Here is a 16,911-nt window from a genome sequence, read left to right as displayed (position 1 = left end):
CCCTACGCGTGCGGCGAGGCGGATGGGCCGAAAAACGACGTACGCCGGGGCGCACCGCGACTGCGGCACACCCCGGCGTAGCGCGGGATCATCCCTGCTGAGAGATCCCGAACTGTACGTTGCCGGAGGCATCCATCCCGGCGTCGAGGACCTTGTCGTCGAGCTCGGCGGCAGCGCCCTGGTCGAGGAAGACCCGTGCGCCCTCCTGCTCGATGACCTGGTCCTCCGCCTCGGCGGCGGGAACCAGCGCGGCGCTCAATGCACCGTCCGGTTCTGCGTTGGAGGCGAGCCGGAGGCCGGCGCCCTGGGACTGCTCGGAGATCGAGCGGACGATCGTGGTGGCGTTCTCGGTCAGCTGAAGCATGTCGAGATCTTCCATGGTTGGGTACGGAGTACCCGCTCCACCATTCCTCACCGCACGGCCTCGTTCAAGCCCGCCGCTCCGGCATCAGGCGTCCCAGCCCTCCGGACGGAGCAGCGACTTCACGTCCATGGCGACCGTATTGCCATCGGCCAAAGGTCCCTCGCGCGGCGACTTTTGGGTAGGTCAATTGCCGCGGCGCGGGCCTAGAATGATCGCGAGGACAGTAGTTCTTCCTTTGGCATTGGGCTGAGGAGGTGAATTCAAATGTCGTCTGAACACATGTCCATTCAGGAACATCCCGACATCGCCGCACTCCGAGACCGGTTCGATCTGACCGGCTCCTCCGCCACCGCTCAGGTGGTCGACGGTGTCACGTTGATGGCCGGTCTCTACCTGGCCATATCGCCCTGGGTCGTGGGCTTCAACACCACGGCATCATCCCTGATGGTCAGCAACCTGATCATCGGTCTCGCGGTCTCTCTGCTGGCGCTCGGCTTCGCGTCGGCCTTCGGCCGCACACACGGTCTGGCATGGACCGTCCCGCTCATGGGGGCATGGGCAATCGTCTCGCTGTGGCTCATGAACGGCGTGGACACCACTGGAGGGATGATCGCTTCCAACGTCATCGTTGGAGCAGTCATCGCGCTGTGCGGACTCGGTTCGTCCGGGCTCGGCACGCTGTTCAATCCGCGTAGGTAGCGCCCGCGGAACCACCATCGACCGGCCGAGCGAGGAGCTCGGCCGGCCTTCCGTCGGGGCGGATCAGCCCAGGTCCGCGCCGTAGACCTTCGTGACCGCGATGGTGATGAGCACCCGTCGGTCCGCGACCATGACCTCGCGATACTCGTTCCAGTCGGGGTGCTCGCCCGCGCCACGCCGGTAGTAGTCCACCAGAGCGTCGACCTCGGGGGAGTCGGGAGAGGCACCGGGACCGGTGAGCGTGACCGTGCCCTCGGCCGTCGCCCAGGAGCGCCCTGCGGGGCCATCGACCTCGATCGCCGCCCGCGGGTCCCGGCGGAGGTTCTTGGTCTTCGCCAGACCCTCGCGGGTGGAGATCAGGATCTCGCTGCGTTCGCGGTCGTAGAACTGCCACACGGGCGAGAGCTGCGGCAGCCCGTTGGCCTTGATCGTGGCCAGGATCCCGTGACGCGTGGTGGCGAGCAGCTCGTGCGGGTCGAACGTCATGTTCTCCCGAACGCATCGCGCTGCGACTTGCTTCCCTGAGGAGGCATCCGGAATTCGGAGGTGCCCGGCGCGGGGACCGGCTAGGTTGCCGGGGACCCGCACCGAAGGAGACCCCACATGCGTGCATTCATCGGCAGGATCCTGGTGGCGATGGGGCTGGTATCCCTGCTCCTCGCCACACCCGCCAACCCCGCGACCGCGGCCGAGGACGACATCCTCGACCGCCTGCTGGCCATCGACGGCGTCAGCCTGATCCAGGAGAAGCCGGTCGCCGGCTACCGCTACTTCGTCCTGAGCTTCACCCAGCCGGTCGACCACCGGCATCCCGATGGCGACACCTTCCAGCAGCGCTTCACCGTGCTCCACAAGGACACCGCCCGCCCGACCGTGTTCCACACCAGCGGCTACAACGTCTCGACCAACCCGGGCCGCAGCGAGCCAACCCGGATCGTGGACGGCAACCAGGTCTCGATGGAATACCGCTTCTTCACCCCGTCGCGCCCCGACCCGGCCGACTGGGACGACCTCGACATCTGGCAGGCGGCCAGCGACCAGCACGCCATCTACACGGCGCTGAAGTCGATCTACTCCGCCAACTGGCTCGCCACCGGCGGCTCCAAGGGCGGCATGACGGCGACCTACTTCGAGCGCTTCTACCCCCGCGACATGGACGGCGTCGTGGCCTACGTGGCGCCGAACGACGTGGTCAACCGCGAGGACTCCGCCTACGACGACTTCTTCGCCACGGTCGGCACCGACGACTGCCGCGACCGCCTCAACGGCGTCCAGCGCGAGGCGCTCGTCCGCCGCGAGCCGCTGAAGGCGAAGTACGCCGACCTGGCGGCGGCCGAGGACTACACCTTCGACACCGTGGGCAGCCTGGACGCGGCGTACGAGATGGTCGTGCTCGACTACGTCTGGGCCTTCTGGCAGTACGCCGGCACCTCCCAGTGCGCGAACATCCCCGCCGACGCGGCGACCGCCACCGACCAGGCGATCTGGGACTCGATCGACTACTACTCCGGCTTCAGCTTCTACACTGACCAGGGCCTGAGCCCCTACACGCCGTACTACTACCAGGCCGGCACCGAGCTCGGTGCGCCGACGATCGGCTTCCCGCACATCGAGGACGAGCTGATCCACTACGGCTACCAGCCGCCGCGCAGCTTCGTCCCGCGCGACATCGACATGCGGTTCGACCCCTCGGCGATGCGTGACGTCGACTCCTGGGTGCGCAAGCACGCTCACCAGATGCTCTTCGTCTACGGCGAGGCCGACCCGTGGGGTGCCGAGCGCTTCCGCCCGGGTGTGCTCGCCACCGACTCCTACGTCTTCACCGCGCCGGGGATGAACCACGGCGCCAACGTCGCGGGTCTGGTCGCCGACGAGCGTGAGCTCGCCACCGCCCGGATCCTGGAGTGGGCCGGCGTCGCGAGCGCCGCCGTCGAGGCCGACGCGACGAAGGCGAAGCCGTTGGCTGCGTACGACGCCAAGCTCGACAAGCGTGACCTGCGTCAGGAGCGGAGCATGCGCCCGTAGATGAACAATGGGGTCCGAACGGATTGGCCCTTGTCTTCGAGCGCACTCGAAGCCCTAGCGTCTGAGGTATGGATCTTGGACTCCACTACTTCACGTTCACCCATCCCGAGTGGGAGACCACGCTCGCCGACAAGCTGACCGAGACGGCCCGGATCGCAGACGAGGGTGGCGTCGACCTGTTCACCGTCATGGACCACTGGTTCCAGATGGAGCAGGCCGGCGGCCCCTTCGAGCCGATGCTCGAGGGCTACACGACCTTGGGCTACCTGGCCGGGATCACCGACAACGTACGTCTCAGCCTGCTCGTCACCGGGGTGACCTACCGTCACCCCGGGCTGCTCGCCAAGACCGTCACCACCCTCGACCGGCTCTCCGGCGGCCGCGCGCTCCTGGGCATCGGCGCGGCGTGGTACGAGCGTGAGCACCAGGGCCTCGGCGTGCCCTACCCGCCGACCGCCGAGCGGTTCGAGCGCCTGGAGGAGACCCTGGAGATCTGCCGCCAGATGTGGTCGGACAACGACGGCGCCTACGAGGGCAAGCACTACCAGCTCGCCGAGACGATCTCGCTCCCGCAGCCCGTCAACGGCACGGTCCCGGTGCTGATCGGCGGGGGAGGCGAGAAGAAGACCCTCCGCCTGGTCGCCAAGTACGGCCAGGGCACCAACCTCTTCGGTGCCCCCGGCCCGGAGGCGCTCGCGACGGTCAAGCACAAGCTCGAGGTGCTGCGCGGGCACTGCGACGACCTCGGCACCGACTACGACGCGATCGAGAAGACGATCCTCTTCCAGGGCCCCTCGGTCGAGGACCCGGACGGGTTCCTGAAGTCCATGGAGGAGTACGCCGCCCTCGGCATCACCCTGGTCGGGCTCATGCCCACGCCGTACGTCGACCCGGTGCCGTGGACCACGTCGATGGTCGACCTCGTACCCCGGTTGCGGGAGATCTAGACGGTTGGGTCCGACTCGGCAGAGAGGTAGACTTATGTTAACCAGGCTGCCGGTCGGACTCGCCGAGTCCGCAGGGCAGCACGAAGGGTGGGCGTCATGATGACGTCACCGATTCAAGAGCATCAGACCACCGTTCGCGCTGAGCTTCGGATCCGACTCGACAACAGTTTCACGTCGGGGCCGCTCGACGGCGCTTGGTGGCCTCAGTCGCGCGACCTTCAGATCGAGGCCGCCGACCTCATCGACAACTTTCCCCACCGTGTCGGCCGGATCTCTCGACTGTTGTTCTCCAGGCCCGACTGGGACACGGCGTCGGGCGAGCCGAGCGTCCGCAAGATCCGTGCCGCGCGTGGGATCGTCAAGGTCGGCTCGTTCCCGTCCGACGACACCCACATCATGATCCTGGCGATGGCGACCGGGGAGCGGCTCCGACTGCTGGTGGTGCCCCACGACACCCCGCCCGAGCTCGCCGAGAGGATCATGGAGCAGGCCGCAGACGACCGGAACACCCTCAGTCCGGCCCAGCTGCTGGGACTCTCCGGTCCCGACCAGAGCCACATCGGTGAGCAGATCTGGGACGACGACGGCGGGGCCTCCTAGGCGCGGCGTAGCGTCGCAGCCACGACCGCACGGGTCTCGGCGGGATCGATGACGTCGTCGATCTCGAACATACGTGCGGCGTTGAGCGCGCTCGCCTGCTTGCGGTACTCGTCGGTGAGCGCGGCGACCCGCCCTTCTCGCTCGTCCTCGGGCATCGCGGCGAGCTCGGCGGCCATCGAGAGGCGTACGGCGCCCTCCAGGCCCATCGGGCCGAGGTGGGCGTCGGGCCAGGCGACGGTGAGCAGCGGGCGGTGGGTGCTGCCGCCGAGCATCGCCTGCGCGCCGAGCCCGTAGCCGCGACGGAGGACGATCCCGACCAGCGGAGTGGACAGCTGGGCACCGGCGACGACCATCCGGGAGGCGTGCCGGACCAGGCCGCCGCGTTCTGCCTCGGGACCGACCATGAAGCCCGGGGTGTCGACCAGCGAGACGACCGGGAGGGCCCAGCGGCCGCAGAGCGCGAGGAAGTCGGCGGCCTTGACCGACGCGTCGCTGGTGAGTGCCCCGGCCAGGTGCGTCGACTGGTTGGCGATCACACCGACCGGAATCCCGTCGATCCGGGCCAGCGCGGTGACCAGCTCGGGTGCGTACGCCTCGCGGAGCCAGGTGACCGAGTCGATGTCGGCGAGCGTCTCGACGACAGGGCGTACGTCGAAGGCCTCCCGGTCATTGTGGGGGAGGAACGTCCGCAGCTCGGCCTGGTCGACGGCCTCGCCGCCATCGGCGGTCGGCTCGAGACAGGAGAGGACCCTGCGTACGGCCTCGACGGCTGCGGCCTCGTCCTCGACGATCAGGTCGATGACACCGTTCGCGGTCTGGTCCTTCATCGGGCCGATCTCCTCGGGGGCGAAGCTGCCGAGCCCACCACCGGCGATCATGGCCGGGCCGGCCATACCGAGGTTGGCGTCGGGTGTGGCGATGCGGAGGTCGGCGCAGCCGGCCAGGACCGCGTTGCCGGCGAAGCAGCGCCCGGAGACGACGGCGATCCGCGGCACGAGGCCCTCGAGCTCGCCCCAGAGTGCGAACGAGCCGACGTCGAGCGCCGAGACCAGCGGGATGTCGGTGTCGCCGGGACGACCGCCGCCGCCCTCGGTGAAGAAGACGGTCGGCAGCCGCATCCGCCCGATGATCTCGATCAGCCGGTCCGACTTACGATGCCCGCGCATGCCCTGGGTACCGGCCATCACCAGGTAGTCGTAGGACAGCACCGCGCACGGCTTCCCGCCGACGGTCGCGGAGCCGCCGATGATCCCGTCGCCGGGCGTCTCGACGACGAGCTCGGCCAGGTCACGACGCTGCTCCTGGGCGGCGGTGATGAACCTCCCGTACTCGACGAACGAGCCCGGATCGACCAGGTCGGCGATGTTCTCCCGAGCCGTACGCCGCCCCTTGGCGTGCCACCGGGCCACCTTGTCGGCTCGCGCCGCGTCCGTGGTCAGGAAACGGCGCGCGTGCAGCTCGGTCAGCCCGGTCACGGGTGTGTCGTCGGTCACCCCGACACGATAGGGAACGTCGGCTGCGTGCCTGCTCCTGGGGCGGCGCCCTTGATTTCGTCGTGCTAGCGAGTAAGCATGATTACATGCTTACAAACGAGTTGCGCGGGTGGTTCAGCGGACGGCTGCCCGATGGTGTGTACGACGAGATCGTCGATGTCGTGGTCGACCGCGAGGAGATCACGGTCGTCGGGCGGATCAAGGAGCCGAAGACCGCCGAAGGCGCTTCGGACGAAGAGCGAGCAGCGGCCAACGAGGGGCGGGCGAGCGAGTTCCGCGAGCGCACCCGCGAGGACCGGATGGCTGTCGCGCGGCAGGCGGAGCGACGCTTCGACCGGAAGGTGTCCTGGGGTGTGGAGGTCGGGGGAGAGCGCCACATGTTCACCACCGTCTCCGCACCGGTGATGACCCGGCTGCGCCAGCCCGAGCGTGCGGTCCTGGACCTGCTGGTCTCCGGCGGTGTCGCCCGGAGCCGGAGCGACGCGCTCGGCTGGTGCGTCAAGCTCGTCCAGCAGCACTCGAGCGAGTGGCTCGACGAGCTCCAGCAGTCGCTGGTCAACGTCGAGCGGGTACGTGCCAACGGTCCTGACAAGAGCTGAGACCTCCATCGGGGCCGGCCCGATGGAGGTCTCAGAGGTGTCGCGAACGGGGCGTCAGTCGACCGGCTTGCCGAAGGAGTACGTGCCTGCGACGGCGACCGTCGCCGAGGTGTCCTCGTCGGTGACCGAGATGTTCGACCACGTCGACACCGTGTGCACCGACGTCTGCCCGCTCGGGCAGTCGAGAACACTGCGTGGCGCGGGTGCGGTCACCGTCAAGGAGCCGGTGACGTTGCCGTTCCTGGCGGCCGTGAACTCGCCGGACTTCGAGTAGTCGCCGCTGATCACGGTCTTCTTCGGGTCATCCGGGTTGTGGCCACCGCGGTTGACGCACTGATAGGTCGCCTCGAGGTGAGCGGTCACGGTGATCGTCTCGACCGAACCGCTCTCGAGGCCGGCCTCCTTGAACGCGACGGTGATCGAGGACAGATCGGCGTCGGTGACCTTGGTCAGGTTCGTGATGAAGTGCGGGCTGCCGCTTGCGAAGGCCGGGGCGGCTGCCAAGACCGTCGCGCCGGCGGTGGCCGCGATCGCGGCGATGATGCTCTGGATGCGCATGCTCATGTTCCCCCGTAGATGAAATGTGCTGGGCGCAGTTGCCCGGACGCGGGCAGTCTGGCAGGTCGATTCGAGAGGAGACCATAGTCCGTTCAGCCTATTTGGGCGATAACGGAATCAAGAGCAGGCCAATGACTCCGTACACATGCTCCAGCAGTGATTCAACTGATTCTCGATGGGACTACCGGCACGATGTGCCGTCGGACCGCGGACCTTCGTCCTTGCGGCCGTCGACACGGCGGGGCGACGATCGGATCGGAGTCATCGATGTGCGCAGGAGAGGGGGCGTGATGTCCGGACCTGCGGGCCCGCCTGCCGAAGCGAGTGGATCGGCTCGCCGAGTCCTGCGTACGGGCTGGGTCGTGTTCGCCCTTCTCCCGGTCGCGTTCGTCGGGGCTGCGATCCTGGGGGACTGGCTGCTCTCACTTCAGGGCTACTCGAGCGGAGACGAGGGTCTGCCGACCGCGGTCGTCCTCAGGGCCGGACTTCCTGCGCTCCTGGTGCTGCTCGTGCCCTCGATCGCCGGTGCATGGTGTGGCCGCAGGGCCGAGCGTCTCGGCCATCCGGGAGGTCGCGCGTTGTTCATCGTCGGAGCTGTCGTCGCGGCAGCGTCGGTCTTCCTCAACCTCGTCCAGGTGCTCACTTCATGGGTTCTCGGGCTCTGACCCGTCATGGCCACTCGTCTCAGCTGACGGTGACGCCCGTCAGCGCCCAGCCGATCATCGCGAAGACCCCGCCGAAGAGGGTGAAGGGGATCGCCATCGCGACCAGGCATCCGATCGGCGCGCCTTCGGATGCGACCATCGAGCGACTCGGGTTCAGCGGGTCGACGACGATGGCCAGGGGGAGTGCCGAACCGTCGACCGCGAACCGCTGGTTGTCCAGGGCGCCCTCGCCGGCGTACTCCTCCCCGTTGGGGCCGCGATACTCGTAGTGCGCGATCAGCTTGGTCCGTGAGCCGTGCTGTCCGCTGCTCACCCTGCGGGTCTCGAACTCGCGGATCGTCGCCGTCGTCGGCGTCCAGCTCCGGAGTCGCTGCCGCTGGATCACGCCCCAGACGACGAACCAGATCCCGAACGCGGCAAAGACCAGCCCGAAGAGGAAGAACGCCCACCCGATCACCATGTGCGACATGGAATCACGAGTCGCGGTCCAGCAAAGGGCGACGCACCTACGCTCGGCTGCGGATCACCAGCCGTCGGGACAGGATCGTTCCATGGACATCGAGAGTGCGCGGCGCGCGGGACGAGAGTCCTCCCTAGGGTGTGATGTTCTGGTTGTGGCTGAACAGGTTCCCCGGGTCGTAGGTCTGCTTGACCTTCCTGAGTCGCGCGTAGTTGCTGCCGTAGGTGTCGGTGACGCGGCCCTGGTCGTCCTCGGACATGAAGTTCACGTAGCCGCCGGGCTCGGAGTGCGGCGTGAGGGCGGCGGCGTAGTCGCGCACCCAGGCGATGTTGGCGGCGTCGTCCGAGGCGTCCGGCCATGCCGAGACGATGACCGTCGAGAACGTCGCGTGGCGGTAGGAGAATGCGGTGTCCGTCGCGCCGACGCGGGAAGCGGCACCGTTGATCGGGTACAGGTGCATCGTCGAGCTCGCGTTCGGTGCCTTCGGGCCGTGGGCCAGGTGCACCTCGATCGCCTCGTCGGTCAGCTCGGTGACGTAGTTGCCCTTCCAGTAGCTGCGTACGCCACGGGGGAACAGCTCGTCGAACGCGCTGTTGAGCCACGGATAGGGCATGGGCCCGACCATCTCGCCGACGCGCGGCGCGAGGTCGCGGAACGGCTGCATCACCGCCTCGCCCTCCTCGAGCGGCCCGCTCCAGTGGACGACCGCGACGCAGAACGTGTCGCCGTGGCGCTCCTCCGGGAGGAAGGGCAGGGGAGGGGCGACCTGGAATGCCGGGAAGCCGCCGAAGCGCTCGTCGGCGTCGGCGATCCAGGTGCGGAAGAAGCGCAGCAGGTCCCCGGCGTGCTCGAGCTCGTAGAAGAAGAGCCCGACGACCACCTGGTCCACGGGGTGCAGGTCGAACTCGAAGGTCGTGACGACCCCGAAGTTCCCGCTGCCTCCACGCAGCGCCCAGAACAGGTCGGGGTTCTCGGACTCGCTGGCGCGACGGAGCTGGCCGTCCGCGGTGACGACGTCGGCCGAACGGAGGTTGTCGATCGAGAGCCCGAAACCCCGGGTAAGGTAGCCGATGCCGCCGCCGAGCGTCAGGCCGCCGACGCCGGTCGTCGACACGATCCCGCCCGGCGTGGCGAGGCCGTGCGCGTGGGTGGCGTCATTGAGGTCCGCCAGGGTCGCGCCGCCACCGACACGAGCAGTTCGAGCGGCGGCGTCGACGTCGACGGAACGCATGGGGGACAGGTCGATGACCAGGCCGTCGTCGATCGTTCCGAAACCTGGTGCGCTGTGTCCGCCTCCGCGCACGGCCAGCGGCAGACCGGCATCGCGGGCGAAGTTCACCGCGGCGATGACGTCGTCTGCGTTCTCGGCCGGCACGACAGCGGCCGGCCGACGGTCGATCATGCCGTTCCAGACAGCCCGAGCGTCGTCGTAGTCGGAGTCGTCGGGCGTGATGACCCGGGTGACGTGTTTGCGAAGTTCGTCGATGGATGTCATGACGCCAGCGTCATCCGCCGCCGTCACGACGCTCTGTCCCGAGGCGCCACGTCATCGAGTTCCGGTACGCGGCTCCGAAACCCCGGGGGACCAGTCGGAGGTCCTTTCCCCGCGTCAGTTGACATAATGTGCATTATCGGCGCTATAGACATGACGGGCTAGAGCGCCCCGGGGGCCGTTAAAGTGCACTGCTGTGACAGAGGACTTCGACCCGGTTGCCCACAACCGCGTCGCCTGGGACGGGCTGGTCGACAGCGACAACGAATGGTCCCGGCCGGTTGGCCCAGAGGCGATCGCACGAGCGCGTGACGGTGACTGGCCCGTGGTGCTCATCGGCCACGAGCCGACGCCACGCGATTGGCTGCCTGCCGACCTGGCCGGCGTACGTGTGCTGTGCCTGGCGTCCGGCGGTGGCCAGCAGGGACCGATTCTCGCCGCGGCAGGCGCCGAGGTGACCGTCTTCGACAACTCGCCCAAGCAGCTGGCTCGCGACGACGAGGTGGCCGTTCGCGAGGGCCTGGAGCTGCGCACCGTGCTCGGCGACATGCGCGACCTCGGTGTCTTCGACGACGGCAGCTTCGACGTCATCGTCAATCCTGTCTCGAACGTGTTCAGTCCTGAGCTGAAGCCGGTGTGGAACGAGGCGTTCCGCGTGCTGCGCTCCGGCGGGACGCTCCTGACGGGGTTCATGAACCCGGACGTCTACATCTTCGACGAGGTGGCGCTCGACCGGCGGGAGCTGGTGGTGCGTCATCGGCTTCCGTTCAGCTCCCTCGACCTCTCCGAGGCCGATCGGATGCGCGCCTACGGCGACGGCCCGATCGAATACAGCCACTCGCTGACCGAGCAGATCGGCGGGCAGCTGGCCGCAGGATTCGTCCTGACGCACCTGAGCGAAGCGCCCCATCATGCGGACGTCACGGCAGAGCACTTCCCTGCCTACATCGCGACCCGGGCGCTCAGGCCCTAGTCACTCGGGACGCTCGAACGGCTCCGCCGTCTCGCGCAGCACCTCACGTGCGGGAGAGAGCAGGACGGCGTCGCGGGTGTCGGAGGCGGTCGCCTTGACGTAGATCCCGGTGGTCTTGAGGTCTTCGTGACCGAGCAGTCCCTGGACGGCAGGCACCGGTACGCCGGAACGGATCAGCCCCTTGGCGGCGCTGTGCCGAAAGGCATGCGCGGCTTCGCCAGGCTGCTTCGGGACGCCGGCGAGGCGGATCCAGGTCTCGACCAGATGGTTGAGCGCGCCCGGACGCAGCTGCTTGCCCGAGGTCAGCACGAACAGGCTGTCTGCGGCGTCGCGAGCGCCGAAACGGGCTTCCAGCTCGGCCAGGTAGGCATCGACCGCATCCACGGCCTCGGGTGGCAGCGGCAGGTTGCGCTGCTTGTCGCCCTTCCCGATGACCCGCACCAGCGTCTCGCCGTCGGGCTCGCGCCGGAGGGAGCCGACGGTGAGCCCGCACAGCTCCGCGGCACGTACGCCGGTGGTGACCAGCACCGCGAAGATCGCCCGGTCGCGGGCCGGCCAGCGGCGCCGGTCGGTGCCTTCGCGTGGTGTCGAGGCAACCCGCGCCAGACGACGCAGCTCGTCGACGCTCCAGCCTGCCGGCAGCCGGCTGGGCCGCTCGGGCGCCTCGATACGCAGCGTCGGGTCGACCAGCAGGTGCCCCTCGAGCTGCAGCCAGTGCGTGAAGAGCCGCAGCGTGCCGACCCGGCGCTGACAGGTCGCCGCGGCCGAGCCCTCCCGCAGCGACCTGTAGGCGATGCGTACGTTCTGGTCGGTCAGCGCGGAGATCGGGACCAGCGCCAGCACATCGCTGTCAGGATCGCCGCCGGCGTCGGCGTGCAGCTGCCGGGCCCAGGCGGCGATGTCCTGCCGGTAGGCGTTGCGGGACTTGTCGTTGAGGCCGCGGCGCGTGAGCGTGGCCCGGTCGGTCAGGAAGTCCTCGACGACGTCGCCGAACATCACACCATCGTCAGGTACGCTCACATCCCCCGATATTACAGTCTTTTCGAACATTTCTGCGATAGGGGGTACTATCGCGGAAATCGACGCTGAACTCAGCCGAGCGAGCCGACGAGGAGCGCGACCACGGCGAGCAGCGGGACGAGTCCCTGCTTGAGCGCGGCGCCCCGCTTGCCGGGCGAGGAGACGAACAGCACCGTCGCGGCGGCTGCCATCGATCCGGCGCCCGCGAAGACCAGCGCGGCACCCGCGGCCTCCGAGTCCACGGCGATCAGGACGATGCCGACCGCTGTGACGATCGCCAGGAACAGGTTGTAGAAGCCCTGGTTGAAGGCGAGCTCCTTGGTCGCCTCGGCCTCCTCGGCGCTCGTCCCGAAAACGGCGCGCGTCTTCGCGCTCGTCCAGGTCACCGACTCCATCACGAAGATGTAGACGTGCACCAACGCAGCCAGACCGGCGAGCACCAACGCCACAACGACCATCATGGGCTGAGCGTAACCGGCTCAGCAGCGCTTGACGCGCGCCCTCCCCGAGACGGCTCCGCGGCGGTCCTGGTGCTCGCGGTCGTGGCGGCGGCAACCGGTGTCTCTCTGGGCTGGTCGCTGCTGATCGTGGCCGCGGCGCCGTACGTGACGGTCGTCGTCTACGAGAGCTGGGGCTATCAGCACGTGGCGGCGGACGTCGAGGCCATCTGAGCGGACCTCAGAAGCGCACCGGGAACAGCTCCGTCCGGGCGACGGCCGCGTCCCGCTCGGCAGCCAGCGACGTACGCCGCTCGTCGTTCAGATACGCGTCGAGTGCAGTCTGGCCCGTGAACCGGAAGAGCTGGACCTCGTCTGGCTGGCCGGGGGTGTCGGCGAGGGCACGCTGGACCACCTCTCCCCCGTGCTCCTGGATCAGCTCGAGGACACGGTCCTCATAGGCATGCAGGGCTTCGGCCTTTCCCTCGTGCGCCCACAGCAGGCAGCACAGCAGGATCGGATCTTCGGATGAACGTGCCGTCATCGTTGTCCGGCTCTCCCCTCGGTCGAAGAACGGGCATGGCCAGTTTGCGTCAGTCGGTTCAGCACCGCCCGCAGAGGCGGCCATCGCTCGCGCCCGCGGCGGGTCATGGCGAAGGCGCGCAGGCGCACCGTGGGATCGGTCAACGGCCGCACCGCCACGCCACGCCGGGAGGTGCGTCCGCGCGGCAACAACGCGAGCCCGTGGCCGGCGAGAATGAGGTCGTCCACGAGCTCGAGCGCATCGACCCGGTGGACGACACGAGGGGTGAATCCCGCCATCGACGCGAGGGTGCGGAGCACCTCCTCGTCGGCTGTGTGGCGCGAGTTCACGATCCAGTCCCGGTCGGCGAAGGTCGCGAGCGGGGCGCGTGGCTCCTGGGACCGCATGCCGAGGCCCCAGGTGACCTCCCACAGCGGGTGGGTGTCGAAATCGCTGCTCCAGGCGGCGGGAGCGACGTTGTAGTCGTAGACGAGCGCCAGGTCGACGTCGTCACGTGCGAGCAGTCCCAGTGCCTCGGGTGGCTCGTGTTCGCGCAACCGCACCTCGATGCCGGGGTGGTCGTGCCGGAGGTCGTCGATAGCGGGCATGAGAGATCGTCGGATCGCGGTGGCGAAGCCGGCCACCCGAAGCACGCCCGCCGGCTCGGCGTCCGGGTCGAGGTCGAGGCGAGCGGCCTCGACCGCCGCGAGGATGGCCGCGGCGTGCTCAGCGAGCCGGTGGCCCGCAGGAGTGAGGCGTACGCGCCGGCCGTCGGGTTCGACGAGGGCCGTTCCGACCTCTCGCGCGAGGGCTGCGACGGCTTGCGAGACGCTGGACGTGCTCGTGCCGATCTCGGCGGCGACCTCGTGCATCGAACCGAGGCGCGAGAGCTCGAGCAGCATCTGGAGCCTGCGTACGTCCACAGCCCTCATTGTTTCGATATCGCGAACGTATTGTCCAGCAATGTCACGTGGACGCGAACGGATTTCATGGGTTCACTGGAACGCATGACCACCTCACACCCCGCCCGCAACGGTGCCTCCATGGCGATGGCCGCCATGCTCTGCGTACAGCTGGGCCTTGCGGCGTCGGTGGGTCTCATCGACCAGCTCGGCCCGGCGGGAGTGGCCTGGTTGCGTCTGTCCTGGGCCGGCATTCTTCTGCTGGTCCTCGTCCGGCCGCGCCCTTCGGCATTCAGCCGGGAGACGCTGCTGTGCGGCGTCGCGCTGGGTGTGGTCACTTCCGGCCTGACGCTGCTGTTCATGGCTGCACTGGCCCGGCTCCCGCTCGGTACCGCCGCTGCGCTGGAGTTCCTCGGGCCGTTGGGGGTGGCCGTCGTCCGCAGCCGCGGCACGGCACGTGCATGGGCGCTCGTGGCCGCCGGAGGTGTGCTGTGCCTGACCCAGCCGTGGAACGGCGCGGCGGACGCGCTCGGTGTCGCGTTCGCTCTGAGCGCGGCCGCCTGCTGGGCGTCCTACATCCTGTTGACGCAGCGGGTCGGCGATGCGGTCAGCGGCATCGGTGGACTCGCGATCTCCATGCCGGTCGCGGCCGTGGTCGCCACTGTCGTCGTCGGACCCGGCATCGTGGAGCGACTCACGCCCGAGCTCCTGCTCGCCGGCCTTGGCCTGGCCCTCCTGGTGCCGGTGGTGCCCTTCGCCCTGGAGATGATGGCGCTACGTCGCCTCACCGCCGGTGCCTTCGGGACGCTCATGGCGCTCGAGCCGGCGTTGGCGCTGGTGATCGGGTTCGTCGCTCTCCACCAGGTGCCGAACCTCATCGCCGTGCTCGGGATCGGGCTCGTGGTCGCGGCTGGGGTGGGGGCCGAACGTGCCGGCGGGCGCACGCCGGCCGTCGAAGGGGGCACTCCCCCGGCTCAGCGCCCCCTGGATGCGCACGTAATGCAGGTGCGCGCGTCCGAGCGCTCCCTTTCCAGCCGTTAGCGATCTCGGTCGCTCATTCGAAGACCCCCCAGCAGATGTCGTTGCGGATCCGCTGGTCGTCGAGGACGAGCTCGCGGACGGGGTCCGGGAGCTGCTCCCGCTGCCAGCGGCACTCCTGGCGCCCGGCCGGGAGGCGCGGCGTCGCGTACGGCCTTGATGGCGTACGCAGCCGCCCCCAGGTCGTGGGCGGCGACATGGGCGACCACGCCCGCCTGACCGGCGGCATAGGCGGCGTTGCGGGCGGCCCCGCGCAACGGCCGGGCCGCACCCATCGCGTGGCCGCCGAGAGTGCGGGCCTCCATCATCTTCAGTTCACCGCGCGTCCAGGCGCGGGCCGCCTCGATGGCCTCGCGCGGACGTGGGTCGTCGGGGCACTCGGACTCGAAGAGATGGAGGACGTGCTCGGCGCAGGTGGCCGCCCACAGCGCGAGCAGATGGTGGTCGGCATCGGTGAGCGTCCCGCCACGACGGAGCGTGATCAGGCGCGGGTCGCGCTCCTTGGCCAGGATCATCGCTCGCCTCGGTTCATCGGGTGGTCCGGTCCGGGGCCGCCGGGGTGGGCGAGGTCGTAGGCGGCGGAGACCTTCTTCGGTACGCAGAGCCGCCAGGCGTCCACGACGAACTCGCACGCCTCGATCGGGTCGAGCTCACCCAGGGACGACTCGACCCAGTTGAACCGCATCTCCGACTCGCGGGGCATGTGGAACTTCTCGGGTGTGCCGGCGACCAGCGCGGCCCGCTCCTCCTTCGGGAAGCCGAAACCCATCTCGGTCTCGTCCAGGGAGAAGGCGACGTAGACGATCGAGCCGACCCGGAACTTCAGCCGGCCGCGTACGAAAACCTCGTAGGACCTCTCGAGGCTGGAGCCGAGCCACCGGACATCTTCCACGGTTGCCATGGTCCGGAGCGTACCCATGTCTCCATGGCGGCGGCGGCCGTTACGGATCAGTTAAATCCCTCCGGCCATGGACAAATCTGCGGCCGTTACATTCCCGTGCAATGAAATTTGGTGTTGAGTCAGCGTTCGAAATCCGGGCCCCAGACCCCGTGGGCCCGGACTGAGTGAGAGGACCCTCATCACATGACGTTGAACCGTTCAGCTCGCATCGCAGCCACGGCACTCAGCCTGGCCCTCGGCGCCGCCTCGGTGGCCATGACCGCCGTCCCGGCAGCGGCGTGGGCACCGGAATCGAAGGCCGCCTGCCTCGAGCCCACCGGCCATGACGAGGCCGACGCCGCCCGAGGTGGCTCCGGCGGAGACCACCGCGACATCTCCGCGGCGGAGCAGCAGCGGATCGAGGCCCGCACGGCGGCGATCCTCGCCAAGAAGGGCAGCAACGCGCGCACCGCGGCCACCGTTCCCGTCTACATCCACAAGATGCTCGGCACCGACGGATCCGGCGACGTGACCCAGGCGCAGATCGACGCGCAGATCGCCGAGCTCAACCAGGACTTCGCTGGTCAGGAGCTGGCCGGCACGGCGGCAGACACCGGTTTCACCTTCACGCTCGCCGGCGTCGACACCTACTACAACAACCAGTGGCACAAGGACCGCCAGTCGACGACCTACCGCACCCAGACCCGCCTGGGCGGCAAGAACGCGCTCAACATCTGGCTCGTCGACTTCGGTTACCTCGGCATCGCGACGTTCCCGTGGGACTACTCGCGCAACCCGGGCATCGACGGCATCCGCGTGCAGTACAGCTCGCTCCCCGGCGGCTCGGCCACCAACTACAACGACGGCAAGACCGCGACCCACGAGGCCGGCCACTGGTTCGGGCTGTACCACACCTTCCAGGGTGGCTGCACCACGACCAACGACGAGGTCGCGGACACCCCGGCCCAGGCCAGCTCGACCTCGGGCTGCCCCGCCGGCCGTGACTCCTGCGACCTGCCCGGCCTCGACCCGATCCACAACTACATGGACTACAGCTACGACAGCTGCTACAACCAGTTCACCCTGGGTCAGAGCACCCGGATGGACCAGATGTGGGCGGCGTACCGAGCCTGATCACGGGGCCTGATCACGGGGCCTGATCATCGGGCCTGATCATCGGGCCTGATCATCGGGCCTGATCATCACCGCTGCTCGTCTGGCGTGTCCCTCGTGACT

Annotated in this window: 22 protein-coding genes; 10 read left to right on the top strand and 12 right to left on the bottom strand. The window is 68.7% G+C overall.

The annotated features are described in order from the left end of the window. Positions 1-88 precede the first annotated feature (88 nt). Positions 89-364: a Fe-S cluster assembly protein HesB gene (locus ACIA03_RS05905; RefSeq protein WP_336737993.1), complete on the bottom strand. Its 276-nt coding sequence runs from the start codon at positions 362-364 to the stop codon at positions 89-91. Between the two features lie 279 nt (positions 365-643). Here ACIA03_RS05905 and ACIA03_RS05900 point away from each other — a divergent pair, with 279 nt between their 5' ends. Continuing rightward, on the top strand, positions 644-1,063 hold the full coding sequence (locus tag ACIA03_RS05900) for an SPW repeat protein (protein WP_396980217.1): 420 nt from the start codon (positions 644-646) through the stop codon (positions 1,061-1,063). A gap of 63 nt (positions 1,064-1,126) precedes the next feature. Here ACIA03_RS05900 and ACIA03_RS05895 read toward each other — a convergent pair whose 3' ends face one another. Continuing rightward, positions 1,127-1,549 (bottom strand): PPOX class F420-dependent oxidoreductase, encoded by a 423-nt coding sequence (locus ACIA03_RS05895; protein ID WP_396980215.1) that lies wholly within the window; start codon positions 1,547-1,549, stop codon positions 1,127-1,129. A 117-nt stretch (positions 1,550-1,666) separates the two neighbouring features. On the opposite strand from ACIA03_RS05895, the gene ACIA03_RS05890 reads away from it, so the two are divergent. The 3 genes from ACIA03_RS05890 to ACIA03_RS05880 all read left to right on the top strand — a co-directional run bounded on the left by ACIA03_RS05890 (position 1,667) and on the right by ACIA03_RS05880 (position 4,635). Next, positions 1,667-3,088, top strand: coding sequence for a S28 family serine protease (locus ACIA03_RS05890; RefSeq protein WP_396980212.1), 1,422 nt, complete (start codon positions 1,667-1,669; stop codon positions 3,086-3,088). A 68-nt stretch (positions 3,089-3,156) separates the two neighbouring features. Then, positions 3,157-4,035, top strand: coding sequence for an LLM class F420-dependent oxidoreductase (locus ACIA03_RS05885; RefSeq protein ID WP_396980210.1), 879 nt, complete (start codon positions 3,157-3,159; stop codon positions 4,033-4,035). Positions 4,036-4,131: 96 nt separating this feature from the next. Further along, positions 4,132-4,635: a DUF5994 family protein gene (locus tag ACIA03_RS05880; RefSeq protein ID WP_396980208.1), complete on the top strand. Its 504-nt coding sequence runs from the start codon at positions 4,132-4,134 to the stop codon at positions 4,633-4,635. On the opposite strand, the gene ACIA03_RS05875 is transcribed toward ACIA03_RS05880, so the two are convergent. Beyond that, positions 4,632-6,128: an acyl-CoA carboxylase subunit beta gene (locus ACIA03_RS05875; RefSeq protein ID WP_396980206.1), complete on the bottom strand. Its 1,497-nt coding sequence runs from the start codon at positions 6,126-6,128 to the stop codon at positions 4,632-4,634. The two genes, ACIA03_RS05880 and ACIA03_RS05875, sit on opposite strands and share 4 nt — an antisense overlap. Positions 6,129-6,214: 86 nt before the next feature. Here ACIA03_RS05875 and ACIA03_RS05870 point away from each other — a divergent pair, with 86 nt between their 5' ends. Beyond that, positions 6,215-6,727 (top strand): hypothetical protein, encoded by a 513-nt coding sequence (locus ACIA03_RS05870; protein ID WP_396980204.1) that lies wholly within the window; start codon positions 6,215-6,217, stop codon positions 6,725-6,727. 54 nt (positions 6,728-6,781) lie between these two features. Here the strand turns inward: ACIA03_RS05870 and ACIA03_RS05865 are convergent, their stop codons facing one another. Next, positions 6,782-7,285 (bottom strand): hypothetical protein, encoded by a 504-nt coding sequence (locus ACIA03_RS05865; RefSeq protein WP_396980202.1) that lies wholly within the window; start codon positions 7,283-7,285, stop codon positions 6,782-6,784. 290 nt (positions 7,286-7,575) lie between these two features. Here ACIA03_RS05865 and ACIA03_RS05860 point away from each other — a divergent pair, with 290 nt between their 5' ends. After that, positions 7,576-7,950 carry a hypothetical protein gene (locus tag ACIA03_RS05860; RefSeq protein WP_396980200.1) on the top strand — a complete coding sequence of 125 codons (375 nt, stop codon included), beginning with the start codon at positions 7,576-7,578 and terminating at the stop codon, positions 7,948-7,950. 19 nt (positions 7,951-7,969) lie between these two features. Here ACIA03_RS05860 and ACIA03_RS05855 read toward each other — a convergent pair whose 3' ends face one another. Both ACIA03_RS05855 and ACIA03_RS05850 read right to left on the bottom strand, forming a co-directional pair. Then, positions 7,970-8,410, bottom strand: a complete 441-nt coding sequence (locus ACIA03_RS05855; RefSeq protein WP_396980198.1) for a DUF3592 domain-containing protein — start codon at positions 8,408-8,410, stop codon at positions 7,970-7,972. 133 nt (positions 8,411-8,543) lie between these two features. Beyond that, positions 8,544-9,905 (bottom strand): FAD-binding oxidoreductase, encoded by a 1,362-nt coding sequence (locus tag ACIA03_RS05850; RefSeq protein WP_396980196.1) that lies wholly within the window; start codon positions 9,903-9,905, stop codon positions 8,544-8,546. A gap of 193 nt (positions 9,906-10,098) precedes the next feature. Here ACIA03_RS05850 and ACIA03_RS05845 point away from each other — a divergent pair, with 193 nt between their 5' ends. Further along, entirely contained in the window at positions 10,099-10,875 is a 777-nt protein-coding gene (locus ACIA03_RS05845) for a class I SAM-dependent methyltransferase (protein WP_396980194.1), read from the top strand. Here ACIA03_RS05845 and ACIA03_RS05840 read toward each other — a convergent pair whose 3' ends face one another. Together ACIA03_RS05840 and ACIA03_RS05835 are read right to left on the bottom strand one after the other, a co-directional pair. Further along, entirely contained in the window at positions 10,876-11,895 is a 1,020-nt protein-coding gene (locus ACIA03_RS05840) for a tyrosine-type recombinase/integrase (RefSeq protein WP_396980192.1), read from the bottom strand. It abuts the gene before it with no gap. A gap of 71 nt (positions 11,896-11,966) precedes the next feature. Next, positions 11,967-12,356: a DUF1304 domain-containing protein gene (locus tag ACIA03_RS05835; RefSeq protein ID WP_396980190.1), complete on the bottom strand. Its 390-nt coding sequence runs from the start codon at positions 12,354-12,356 to the stop codon at positions 11,967-11,969. Positions 12,357-12,425: 69 nt separating this feature from the next. Here ACIA03_RS05835 and ACIA03_RS05830 point away from each other — a divergent pair, with 69 nt between their 5' ends. After that, positions 12,426-12,566, top strand: a complete 141-nt coding sequence (locus tag ACIA03_RS05830; RefSeq protein ID WP_396980188.1) for a hypothetical protein — start codon at positions 12,426-12,428, stop codon at positions 12,564-12,566. A gap of 7 nt (positions 12,567-12,573) precedes the next feature. Here the strand turns inward: ACIA03_RS05830 and ACIA03_RS05825 are convergent, their stop codons facing one another. Both ACIA03_RS05825 and ACIA03_RS05820 read right to left on the bottom strand, forming a co-directional pair. Continuing rightward, positions 12,574-12,876, bottom strand: a complete 303-nt coding sequence (locus ACIA03_RS05825; RefSeq protein WP_396980186.1) for a hypothetical protein — start codon at positions 12,874-12,876, stop codon at positions 12,574-12,576. After that, positions 12,873-13,778 (bottom strand): LysR family transcriptional regulator, encoded by a 906-nt coding sequence (locus ACIA03_RS05820; RefSeq protein WP_396980184.1) that lies wholly within the window; start codon positions 13,776-13,778, stop codon positions 12,873-12,875. Before ACIA03_RS05820 ends, ACIA03_RS05825 begins: the two co-directional genes overlap by 4 nt. A gap of 84 nt (positions 13,779-13,862) precedes the next feature. On the opposite strand from ACIA03_RS05820, the gene ACIA03_RS05815 reads away from it, so the two are divergent. After that, positions 13,863-14,798 carry an EamA family transporter gene (locus ACIA03_RS05815; protein WP_396980182.1) on the top strand — a complete coding sequence of 312 codons (936 nt, stop codon included), beginning with the start codon at positions 13,863-13,865 and terminating at the stop codon, positions 14,796-14,798. On the opposite strand, the gene ACIA03_RS05810 is transcribed toward ACIA03_RS05815, so the two are convergent. Both ACIA03_RS05810 and ACIA03_RS05805 read right to left on the bottom strand, forming a co-directional pair. Further along, positions 14,795-15,310, bottom strand: a complete 516-nt coding sequence (locus ACIA03_RS05810; RefSeq protein WP_396980180.1) for a putative immunity protein — start codon at positions 15,308-15,310, stop codon at positions 14,795-14,797. The genes ACIA03_RS05815 and ACIA03_RS05810 overlap by 4 nt on opposite strands. After that, the gene (locus ACIA03_RS05805) at positions 15,307-15,696 is read right to left on the bottom strand and encodes an MmcQ/YjbR family DNA-binding protein (protein ID WP_396980178.1); all 390 of its coding nucleotides are present in this window, start codon (positions 15,694-15,696) and stop codon (positions 15,307-15,309) included. The genes ACIA03_RS05810 and ACIA03_RS05805 overlap by 4 nt, the downstream gene beginning before the upstream one ends. 183 nt (positions 15,697-15,879) lie before the next feature. Here ACIA03_RS05805 and ACIA03_RS05800 point away from each other — a divergent pair, with 183 nt between their 5' ends. Then, entirely contained in the window at positions 15,880-16,809 is a 930-nt protein-coding gene (locus ACIA03_RS05800) for a zinc metalloprotease (protein WP_396980176.1), read from the top strand. Positions 16,810-16,911 lie beyond the last annotated feature (102 nt).

The sequence above is a fragment of the Nocardioides sp. NPDC051685 genome (assembly GCF_044453405.1).
In the GTDB taxonomy this organism is placed as follows: Bacteria; Actinomycetota; Actinomycetes; order Propionibacteriales; family Nocardioidaceae; genus Nocardioides.
Note: the sequence above shows the minus strand (reverse complement) of the source record. Positions and strands in the feature narration are given on the sequence as shown.

Excerpts from the sequence above, each read along its gene's own strand:
- ACIA03_RS05890 (WP_396980212.1), top strand. The coding sequence starts at position 1,667 with ATGCGTGCATTCATCGGCAGGATCCTGGTGGCGATGGGGCTGGTATCC.
- ACIA03_RS05815 (WP_396980182.1), top strand. The coding sequence starts at position 13,863 with ATGACCACCTCACACCCCGCCCGCAACGGTGCCTCCATGGCGATGGCC.
- ACIA03_RS05905 (WP_336737993.1), bottom strand. The coding sequence starts at position 364 with ATGCTTCAGCTGACCGAGAACGCCACCACGATCGTCCGCTCGATCTCC.
- ACIA03_RS05865 (WP_396980202.1), bottom strand. The coding sequence starts at position 7,285 with ATGCGCATCCAGAGCATCATCGCCGCGATCGCGGCCACCGCCGGCGCG.
- ACIA03_RS05825 (WP_396980186.1), bottom strand. The coding sequence starts at position 12,876 with ATGACGGCACGTTCATCCGAAGATCCGATCCTGCTGTGCTGCCTGCTG.
- ACIA03_RS05860 (WP_396980200.1), top strand. The coding sequence starts at position 7,576 with ATGTCCGGACCTGCGGGCCCGCCTGCCGAAGCGAGTGGATCGGCTCGC.
- ACIA03_RS05850 (WP_396980196.1), bottom strand. The coding sequence starts at position 9,905 with ATGACATCCATCGACGAACTTCGCAAACACGTCACCCGGGTCATCACG.
- ACIA03_RS05880 (WP_396980208.1), top strand. The coding sequence starts at position 4,132 with ATGATGACGTCACCGATTCAAGAGCATCAGACCACCGTTCGCGCTGAG.
- ACIA03_RS05855 (WP_396980198.1), bottom strand. The coding sequence starts at position 8,410 with ATGGTGATCGGGTGGGCGTTCTTCCTCTTCGGGCTGGTCTTTGCCGCG.
- ACIA03_RS05895 (WP_396980215.1), bottom strand. The coding sequence starts at position 1,549 with ATGACGTTCGACCCGCACGAGCTGCTCGCCACCACGCGTCACGGGATC.
- ACIA03_RS05805 (WP_396980178.1), bottom strand. The coding sequence starts at position 15,696 with ATGGCAACCGTGGAAGATGTCCGGTGGCTCGGCTCCAGCCTCGAGAGG.
- ACIA03_RS05900 (WP_396980217.1), top strand. The coding sequence starts at position 644 with ATGTCCATTCAGGAACATCCCGACATCGCCGCACTCCGAGACCGGTTC.
- ACIA03_RS05810 (WP_396980180.1), bottom strand. The coding sequence starts at position 15,310 with ATGATCCTGGCCAAGGAGCGCGACCCGCGCCTGATCACGCTCCGTCGT.
- ACIA03_RS05885 (WP_396980210.1), top strand. The coding sequence starts at position 3,157 with ATGGATCTTGGACTCCACTACTTCACGTTCACCCATCCCGAGTGGGAG.
- ACIA03_RS05870 (WP_396980204.1), top strand. The coding sequence starts at position 6,215 with ATGCTTACAAACGAGTTGCGCGGGTGGTTCAGCGGACGGCTGCCCGAT.
- ACIA03_RS05800 (WP_396980176.1), top strand. The coding sequence starts at position 15,880 with ATGACGTTGAACCGTTCAGCTCGCATCGCAGCCACGGCACTCAGCCTG.
- ACIA03_RS05835 (WP_396980190.1), bottom strand. The coding sequence starts at position 12,356 with ATGATGGTCGTTGTGGCGTTGGTGCTCGCCGGTCTGGCTGCGTTGGTG.